An 8,365-nucleotide genomic window follows, 5' to 3' on the forward strand; every position below is an offset into this window, starting at 1 on the left:
CCTCCCGTTCGAGCACCGCGTGGTCGTTCTCGAGCACGCGCATCCCCATCGCCGCGTAGTGCGCCATCCATTCGCGGTAGCTGAAGAAGTATTCGTGGTTGCCGGGGATCACGTACACCCCGTCCGCCGCGCGCAGGTCGCGCAGCGGCTCCACGTCCTTGCACCGCGCCGCGAGGCTGCCGTCGATCAGGTCGCCCGTCACCACGATCAGGTCGGCGCCCAGGCCATTGGCCCGCGCGACCACGGCGCGGGCCCACCAGGCCGGGAAAAGGCGGCTGATGTGGAGGTCGGTCAGTTGCAGCAATGTGTAACCGTCGAATTGCGGCGCCAGCTCCATGATGGCGATCTCGATATCCTTCAAGGGAGGCACCCGCAGCGCCTGATGCACGCCGATCGCGGCGAGAATGGCGGCGACGCCGCCGATGGCGTAGCGCGCGCCGTCGGGAACGTTCACTTGGCCGCCATGGACCGCCATCGCGATCAGCGTGGCGCCGTCCAGCAGCAGCTGCAGCAGCGCGAGCAGGATGATCGCGCCGAACGCCCAGTTGAAGAGGATGACCAGCGGACGCGGAAACTCCGGCGCGAACACCGAGCCCGAGGAGAGCCGGCTCCAGAAATGGTACTGGGAGGCGCCGAGCAGAAGCAGGACGGCCACGCATTTCACCGCAAGCGGCAGATGCAGGGGCCAGACGAACCGCGTCACGACGAGCAGGCTGGGCAGAGCGAAGATGAGGTGGAAAATCGGGTCTCTCCGAAGCGTCGTTCGCGGAGACGAGTGCTTAGGCGACGGCCTCTCCGCGCGCAAGCCGGGCGGGCTATCATCGCCGATGAGAATGACCTGGAAACTGCACCGCGAATGGAACATTCCGGGCGGAGGCGCTGAATGCGCCGCCGCGGACGCGTGCACGAAGGCGGGCAGCGTGAGGTCGGCGGCACAAAGGTCGGCGCCGGCAACGATTGGCTCAGGAAGAGGCGGAGGGCAGCGCCCCGCGGCCGTGTCCAGCCTGATCGTCACAGCCAAGCCCACTGTCATCCAAGCCCACCGTCATCGCGAGCGCCGGCCACCTGTCATCCGAAGCCTGGCGACGGCGAAAGCAATCCATCGCGCAACGGGCGCAAGTCTCCAGACGAGCGATCTTGAAGTTCGAATCATATCGAGCGTTGCGGTGCGCCCCCGCCGTATCGGCGCCGTATCGGGGCGAGGCGAAGACATTCGTATCCGCCTCTCAAGTCGTCATCCCGCGAAAGCGGGGATCCAGTATCCCGGAGGCGCGCATCGATCGGGAGCCTCTGGAATACTGGGTCGCCCGGTCAAGCCGGGCGATGACGGTGGGTCTGGCGCGAGGTGCGTGCATCCGACAGCCACGCATGCCAGCGGTCGGTTTGCTTGCTTGACCGAGATTTTACTTGTGCGCTGCCGCGGCCTGCGGAAGGGTTCAGCGTCGCCCAGGCTGAAGGCGACGCGGCGTGAGCTTGATGTTGGCTTGGATTTTGATCTTCTGGTCCTGGGTCGCGCTTGTTTCGCTGATCTTGCACGATGTGACCAAGGAAGACGCCGACGGCGGCGCGATCCGAGTTGCCGCCGGCAATGTCGGGGCCGCGGTGTCGTGGGCGATGCTGAAGGCAGGAATCATCGGGCGGGCGTCCGGTATTGCCGCCTCGCAAGGACGAGCGTCGAGAGCCGCGCCGGGACTTGCGCCGGAACCTGTGCCAAAACATCTGCTTGCGTTGCGCCTGCCCCGCTGGCGGCGGGCGGACCAGCGGACGTCGATGACGATCGCGGAGCTGGAAGCGGCGATTGCGGAAGCCGTCAGGACGACCTCGTCGGGCTGCGCAGGCTTCATCTCGGTCATCGTCGAGCGCAAGATCCCGAAATCGCGTCTCGATCCGGATTGGGCGGTTCGCGGCGTACGGTACGGCAAGGCCGACCGGAGGCTGGTCGACCAGGCCTTATCGACGGTCGTCGAACGCATGCAGCAGGAAATTCGGCTCAAGCATGCGTGACCGGCCGCCGGACGCGTCATCAAGCCAGTGAGCGCGATCCGAAATCCGCCGAGCGCGGCGATCGGGTGCGGTGTCGCCGCAGCTTCGGCTCGCCTGATCGGGTTGTCCGGGGTCGTGCAAGGAACGTCGTATCAATTGCGCGTCAGCGTCACTCCCCTCGTCGAAGTCAGTGCACGAGGTCCAGCGACGCTTCGGCGACGTACGGCATGATGTCCGAAGCGATCGCCGCCGCGGTTCGCAGCGACGCATCCAGCGGCAGGTTTCCGAAAGCGACCTGGCAGAGAAGATAATCGATCCCTGCATCCGATGCCTGCGCCATCAGAATCCTGCGTACGGTCGACGCGGATCCCGGGATCGAAAATCCGCTCCGCATCGCTTCTTCGAATGTTGCCGGCAGCGACGGCGGCAACGGCAGGTGCCGCTGCCGGGAAAGATGGGTGAACGTCTCGAACCATCGCTGGTAGGCCGGTGCGGCCAGGGCGCGAGCCGCTGCATCGCTGTCGGCAATGACGATCTGGCGGACCATGCCGAGACGCGGCATCACGGCTCTCGGCTGTTGCCGGGTTCGCCAGCGGGCGCGGTAGGCATCGGTGATGGCGCGAACGCGCTCCACGCCGGCGACACAGGCGATGTTCACCGCGTTGTCGGCAGCCCAGGCGCCGGTTTCCGGCTGCATGGTGCCGATCCACAGCGGCGGGTGTGGACGCTGGATGGGAGCCAGCGAGATCGGAACGTCCCGCAGGTCGAAGTAGCGACCATGGTAGTTCAACGTTCCGCCGGCCATGGCGGCGAGAACGACGTCAGCCGCCTCACGATACCGGTCCTGCGCTTCGCCGGCCTCGACGCCGAAGAAACCGAGCTCGATCGGTGTCGCGCCGCGGCCCATGCCAAACTCGACCCGGCCGCCCGAGATCTGATCGAGCATGCAGATTTCCTCGAAGGCGCGCAGCGGGTGGTACAGGTTCAGCAGCATCACCAGCGGCCCAAGGCGAAGGCGGCTGGTGCGCTGCGCCATCGCGGCCAGGAACAGATTCGGCGATGAGGCCATGCCATGCGGCGTGCCATGGTGCTCGGCCAGGTGATAGGCCCGGAACCGGGCCGCCTCGCAGGCCGCCGCAAGGAGAAGGCGCTCCTCATATTGTCGCGCCAGGCCGCGACCGGCATCATCCATGTGATCGAACAGGCCGAACTCCAGGGGCTGCATCATGTCGTCATATGATCCCATGCGTTGAGAAACTCGTTTGCCGGCCGCAAGCCCGCGCAGCTCGACTGCGCAAGCCACTTGCCGTGTGGACGCCGCAATCCGCGGGTGATGGTCTCCGCCGGCTGCCCGATGTCGGCACCATCAATGCAGGCGGCAAGCTACGGCACCGTTTCAGATCGGAGAAACCGGGTTACATCCGTAACGCGGCGGCGCCTGCCGTCTTCGGCACGGGCTGCGTCGCATCACGCGCGTCGCGGGGATCAGCATCCGAAGTCGAGCAGCCGCTTCACGATCGCAGCGCATTTTTCGACCATCGGGCTGCGATCGGAGCGGACACCTGGTCGAATTCGTTTGGCCAAGTACGTCTGGTCAAGTGCGTCGTGTCACCGGATCGACGAACGAGCGTAACCTGGATTCGCACCTGGTGCGCCCTGTCAAGACGCCTGTTCGCAAGACCCATCGTCATTGCGAGCCCCAGCGACTTGTCCGCCGAGCCTTGGCGAAGGCGGAAGCAATCCGTCGCGCCGCGAAAAACAAAGCCGGATCGTTCGACCGCAAGGGTTGCTCGCAATGACGGCTGAGCAAGACAACACACCGCATCCTCGCAGCGCGCCGCGCCCGCGCATGGTCCAGATTTTCATCCGCCGCTGACCGCAAACCGGAACCTGCGGAACTCGGCTATCAAGTGCAGGTGGCGATGGTTCCCGTTCCGTCGCTGGCGTATCTGAACGTCCGTTCATAATTCTCCTGTGGGCGTCAATGGGCGCGTCTGCTAGTATCAGTTGCCTGCATGGAGTCAGGTTTGAATAAGGGGGATCAATGAAAAACCTTTGCTACGCGTTAGCCGCTCTGGCTGCTATCGCACTGGCGCTTCCGTCGATTGCCAGCGCAGAAGATGCGAAGCCGATGGCGATGCCGATGAAGCATCACCATCATCACCATCATCATCATCACCACGAGATGATGAAGAAGCCGATGACGGACGAAAAGAAGTAATAGGAAAATGGCCCCTTCATCGGGGCCATTCTCTTATCTGGATAACACTTCTCTGCCGAAGCCGTGCCAGCGTGGCGGAACCGGCCTCTTCTCCCGACTGGTGCGACGGCTTGCATTGAGAGACGCCGCGCGCGAGCGGCGCCGTGTCGCCGGCGCTATCATTGCGAACGGTCCGAGGTCCAGCCCTTGTACTCGGCGATATTGTCCCGGGTGATGAGTTTCGACGGCAACAGCTCCACGGTCGAAGCGGGCCTGTCGCCATTGAGAATGCCGACGCCGAGCTGCACGGCGCGGCGCGCCATGAAGAACGGATCCTGCGAGGCGGAGGCCTGGATCTGCGGCGAGCCCGGGTCCTTCAGCGCGGCCTCGATATCGGGGGCGCCGTCGACCGAGGTGATGACGATGCCGCTGCGCTGCTGCTGACGCGCGGCGAGGTCGGTGCCGATGGCCTGCGGATCGTTGATGGCGAAGATCGCATCGATCTTTGCGAAGCGGGTCAGATAGCCCTGCGTCACCGTCAAGCCGCCCTCGCGCGAGCCCTTGCCATCCTGGTCGTCGGACAGGACCTTGAGGCCGGGATGTTTGGCGAACACGTTCTTGCATCCGACCACCCGATCGATCACCGCGGAGACCTGCGGCCCGTTCTCGATGATGACGTCGCCTTTGCCGCCGAGCTTGTCGGCGATGTATTGGCAGGAGATCTCGCCGGCCTGGACGTTGTTGGTGGTCACCGTGGCGTCGGCGCCTTCGGCGGCGGTGTCGACGGCGACGACGATGATGCCGGCCGCCTGCGCCTTCTTGATCGCGGGCCCGATCGCCTTGGGATCGCCGGGGTTCAAGAGAATCAGGTCGACGCCGGCCGCGATGAAGTTGTCGATCTGGGTGACCTGCTTGCCGAGGTCGTATTCGAAGCCGACGGTCGTGACCTTCACATTGGGATTGGTCTTCCTGGCCTCGAACTCGGCGCCCTTCGACAAGGCGACGAAAAACGGGTTGCCCAGCGAGCCGAGCGAGATGCCGATCGATTTGAGCTCTTTGGCCGGGGACGGCGCGGAGCTCAGCACCAGCGCCACCGCGGCGCCGGCAAACGAGATCGTCTTCAACATGGTCTTCCTCCCTGGTCCGTTCTGGTTCCCGGCACGGCGGACCAGTTGCCGTAAGGGGATTCTTGTTTCGACGGGTGTCGTCACGCGAGCCGGTTTCCACTTCGCTCGAAAACGCGATCGTCAGGTTCGCGCCGAGCCCTGCAGCCGGTAGCGGTCGAGCGCCACGGCGGCGATGATGACGAGACCCTTGATCACATATTGCCAGATGTCGGACACGCCGGTGAGAATCAGGCCGTTCGACAACACCGCGATGATCAGCGCGCCGACCAGCGTTCCCCATACCGAGCCGATGCCGCCGACGAAGGAGGTGCCGCCCAGGATGACGGCGGTGATGGCGTCGAGCTCGTAGGACTGGCCGAGCTGCAGCCCGTTGGCGGCATAGAGCCGCGCCGCCTGCATGGCGCCGCCAAGTCCCGCCAACAGCCCCGAGGTCCCGTAGGCGAAGATCAGCACGGCCCAGACCTTGATGCCGGCCAGCCGCGCCGCGCTCTCGTTGCCGCCGACCGCATAGATATGCACCCCGAGCACGGTGCGGCGCAGCACCAGCCACGAGACCAGGATGACCAGCAAGGCGATCACCGAGAGCCACGGAATCGAGGCGACGCCGGGAATGAGCGTCAAGGACGCGTTGCCGATGGAGGCATAGGGAAGGGCGGGGTTGAAGACGGTGGTGTCGGCGCCCAACAGCCGCGCCAGCCCGCGCACCGCCGTCAGGGAGCCAAGCGTGACGATGAAAGGCGGCAGCCGCAACAGCGCGATCAACGCGCCATTGATGACGCCGAACACCAGTCCCGTGAGCACCGCGACCGGCAGCCAGAGCGAGCCGAGGTCAGGAAGCTTGGACACCGTCAGCCCTGCCATCGCGGCAGCGGCCAGGATGGAACCGACCGAGAGGTCGATGCCGCCGGTGAGGATGACGAAGGTCATGCCCGCGGCCAGCACGGTATTGACCGCGGCCTGTTGCAGCACGATGCCGAGATTCTGGCCGGTGAAGAAGCGGCCGTCCGACAGGACATGAAAGCCGATGCACAACAGCAGCAGCACCGGCAGCATGCCGGCCGCGCGGATGGCGAGCCTCAGGCGCTGACGCCTGGTCTCCTGCGCGGCCGCGAGGCCGGACGCCGCGGCGGATGCGGCCTTTGGCCGCGCAGATTCGGCCCGCGCGGATTCGGCCTGCGAAGCTTCGGCCGGCGAAGCACCATCATGAGGCATCGAGCTGTTCCGTCCCGGTGGCGAGTGCCATGATGTCTTCCTGGTTGAGCGGCGATGTGGCGCCTCGCGTGATCTCGCCGGCGATCAGCCCCTCTCGCATGACCAGGACGCGGTCGCAGATGCCGATGATCTCGGGCAGATCGGACGAGATGACGAGGATGGCGGTGCCGGATTTGGCGAGATTGTCGATGATCGAATAGATCTCGGACTTGGCTCCGACATCCACCCCGCGGGTCGGCTCGTCGAGAATCAGGACCTTCGGCGCCGTTGCAAGCAGCCGCGACAGCAGCACTTTCTGCTGGTTGCCGCCGGAGAGCTCGCCGGCCGTGACGGCGACATTCGCGGCGCGGATACCGAGCGTGGCGAAGGCGCGGTCGGCGCGGTCGCGAGCCTTGTCGCGGTCGAGGATACAGCCGAATCTCGCATCCCTGCCGAGCACGGCGAGGTTGATGTTGTCCAGGCAGGACATGTCGAGAAACAGGCCGAGCGCCTTGCGGTCTTCGGTGAGATAGGCGATGCCGGCATCGAGTGCCGCGCCGGGCGTGCGGATGGTCACTGGCCGGCCTTCGATCTCGATCTGGCCCGATGTCATCGGCGATGCGCCGATGATGAGGTGCGCGAGCTCGGTGCGGCCGGCGCCGATCAGTCCGGCCAGTCCGACGACCTCGCCCGCATGCACCGTCAGCGAGCAGCCCTTGACGCGGCGCCCATCGGCAATGTCGAGGGCGGCCAGCATGGGTGGTCCCCGTCTCGCCTGCGGGTCGTGGTCTTTGCTGTAGAACGAAGAGACGTCGCGCCCGACCATCATCCGGACGATGGTGTCGGCGCGGATCTCGGGCCTGTCGAGCGATCCCACCAGCCGGCCGTCGCGCAGCACCGTGACGCGGTCGCCCAGGGCATAGACTTCGTCCATGCGATGCGAGATATAGATGATGGCGAGACCCTCGGCGCGCAGTTGACGGATCAGCGCGAACAATCTCTCGCTCTCGCCCGCCGACAGCGCGGTGGTCGGCTCGTCCATGATCAGGATCTTCGACCTGGCGTGCAGCGCCCTCGCAATCTCGACCAGCTGGCGCTGTCCCATCGAGAGCTGGCCGACCAGGGTCTGCGGCGTGAAGTCGGCGCCGAGCCGCTCGAGGATCGGACCGACGCCGGCCCGCATCGGGCCGCGGGCAAGCCAGCCGGTCCGCGACAGTTCCCGGCCCAGATAGATGTTCTCCGCCACGCTCAGATTGGGCGCCAGCGACAATTCCTGGTAGATGATGGAGATGCCGGCGGCCCGGCCGCCAAGTGGGCCGTCGATCCGCACCGGCCTGCCGTCGATCCGGATCTCGCCGCCGGGATCGGGCCTGTAGGCGCCCGACAGGATCTTCATCAGCGTCGATTTGCCGGCGCCGTTTTCGCCCATCAGCGCGTGGATCTCGCCCGCATGGACCGTCAGGTCGACATTGCGCAGCGCCTTGATGCCGAAGAAGGATTTGGAGACGCCTCGCATCTCGAGGATTGGCATCTCGAGGATTGGCATCTCCAGGATCGGACCGCCCATCGTGCCTCCCGGCGCACGTGTTTCTTGCCCCGCGGCTCGTTCTGGTGGCAGCGCGGTTTGCGCATTAAACAAAAGGCTGCGGCGTAGGGCAATACCGAAGACATCCAAATCGGCCAGCCAAGTCGGCCGTCGTGCAGGGCTGTGTCAGCGCTGCGGCCGGTACAGCCGACGCCATTGCGCAAGCCGCCCGGCGTAGGCGTCCGAAAGCGCGGGATCGGGTTCGAACGTCTCGATCCGTCGCGGCGCCGTGCAGACCGCCGCGATAGGCTCGGAGGTGACGGCCAGCCGCCCCAGCCG

The 8,365-nt window shown here is 65.7% G+C and carries 7 protein-coding genes; 2 read left to right on the forward strand and 5 right to left on the reverse strand.

Annotation, left to right across the window (positions count from 1 at the left end):
* Positions 1-742, reverse strand: a 742-nt coding sequence (locus WCB02_RS11635; RefSeq protein ID WP_423958329.1) for a metallophosphoesterase, incomplete at its 3' end; no start/stop codon positions are given.
* A 734-nt stretch (positions 743-1,476) separates the two neighbouring features.
* Here WCB02_RS11635 and WCB02_RS11640 point away from each other — a divergent pair.
* Positions 1,477-2,004 (forward strand): hypothetical protein, encoded by a 528-nt coding sequence (locus WCB02_RS11640; protein ID WP_423958322.1) that lies wholly within the window; start codon positions 1,477-1,479, stop codon positions 2,002-2,004.
* A gap of 166 nt (positions 2,005-2,170) precedes the next feature.
* Here WCB02_RS11640 and WCB02_RS11645 read toward each other — a convergent pair whose 3' ends face one another.
* On the reverse strand, positions 2,171-3,229 hold the full coding sequence (locus WCB02_RS11645) for an LLM class flavin-dependent oxidoreductase (RefSeq protein ID WP_423958324.1): 1,059 nt from the start codon (positions 3,227-3,229) through the stop codon (positions 2,171-2,173).
* A gap of 798 nt (positions 3,230-4,027) precedes the next feature.
* Here WCB02_RS11645 and WCB02_RS11650 point away from each other — a divergent pair.
* The gene (locus tag WCB02_RS11650; RefSeq protein WP_423958325.1) at positions 4,028-4,204 is read left to right on the forward strand and encodes a hypothetical protein; all 177 of its coding nucleotides are present in this window, start codon (positions 4,028-4,030) and stop codon (positions 4,202-4,204) included.
* Between the two features lie 158 nt (positions 4,205-4,362).
* Here the strand turns inward: WCB02_RS11650 and WCB02_RS11655 are convergent, their stop codons facing one another.
* The 3 genes from WCB02_RS11655 to WCB02_RS11665 all read right to left on the reverse strand — a co-directional run bounded on the left by WCB02_RS11655 (position 4,363) and on the right by WCB02_RS11665 (position 8,068).
* A complete protein-coding gene (locus WCB02_RS11655) occupies positions 4,363-5,310 on the reverse strand; it encodes an ABC transporter substrate-binding protein (RefSeq protein ID WP_423958326.1) in 948 nt (315 codons plus the stop codon).
* 120 nt (positions 5,311-5,430) lie between these two features.
* Complete coding sequence (locus tag WCB02_RS11660; protein WP_423958327.1) at positions 5,431-6,522, reverse strand: ABC transporter permease subunit; 1,092 nt, start codon at positions 6,520-6,522, stop codon at positions 5,431-5,433.
* Complete coding sequence (locus tag WCB02_RS11665; RefSeq protein WP_423958328.1) at positions 6,512-8,068, reverse strand: sugar ABC transporter ATP-binding protein; 1,557 nt, start codon at positions 8,066-8,068, stop codon at positions 6,512-6,514. Before WCB02_RS11665 ends, WCB02_RS11660 begins: the two co-directional genes overlap by 11 nt.
* Positions 8,069-8,365: the final 297 nt, after the last annotated feature.

This window comes from Bradyrhizobium sp. (assembly GCF_049581145.1).
GTDB lineage: Bacteria > Pseudomonadota > Alphaproteobacteria > Rhizobiales > Xanthobacteraceae > Bradyrhizobium.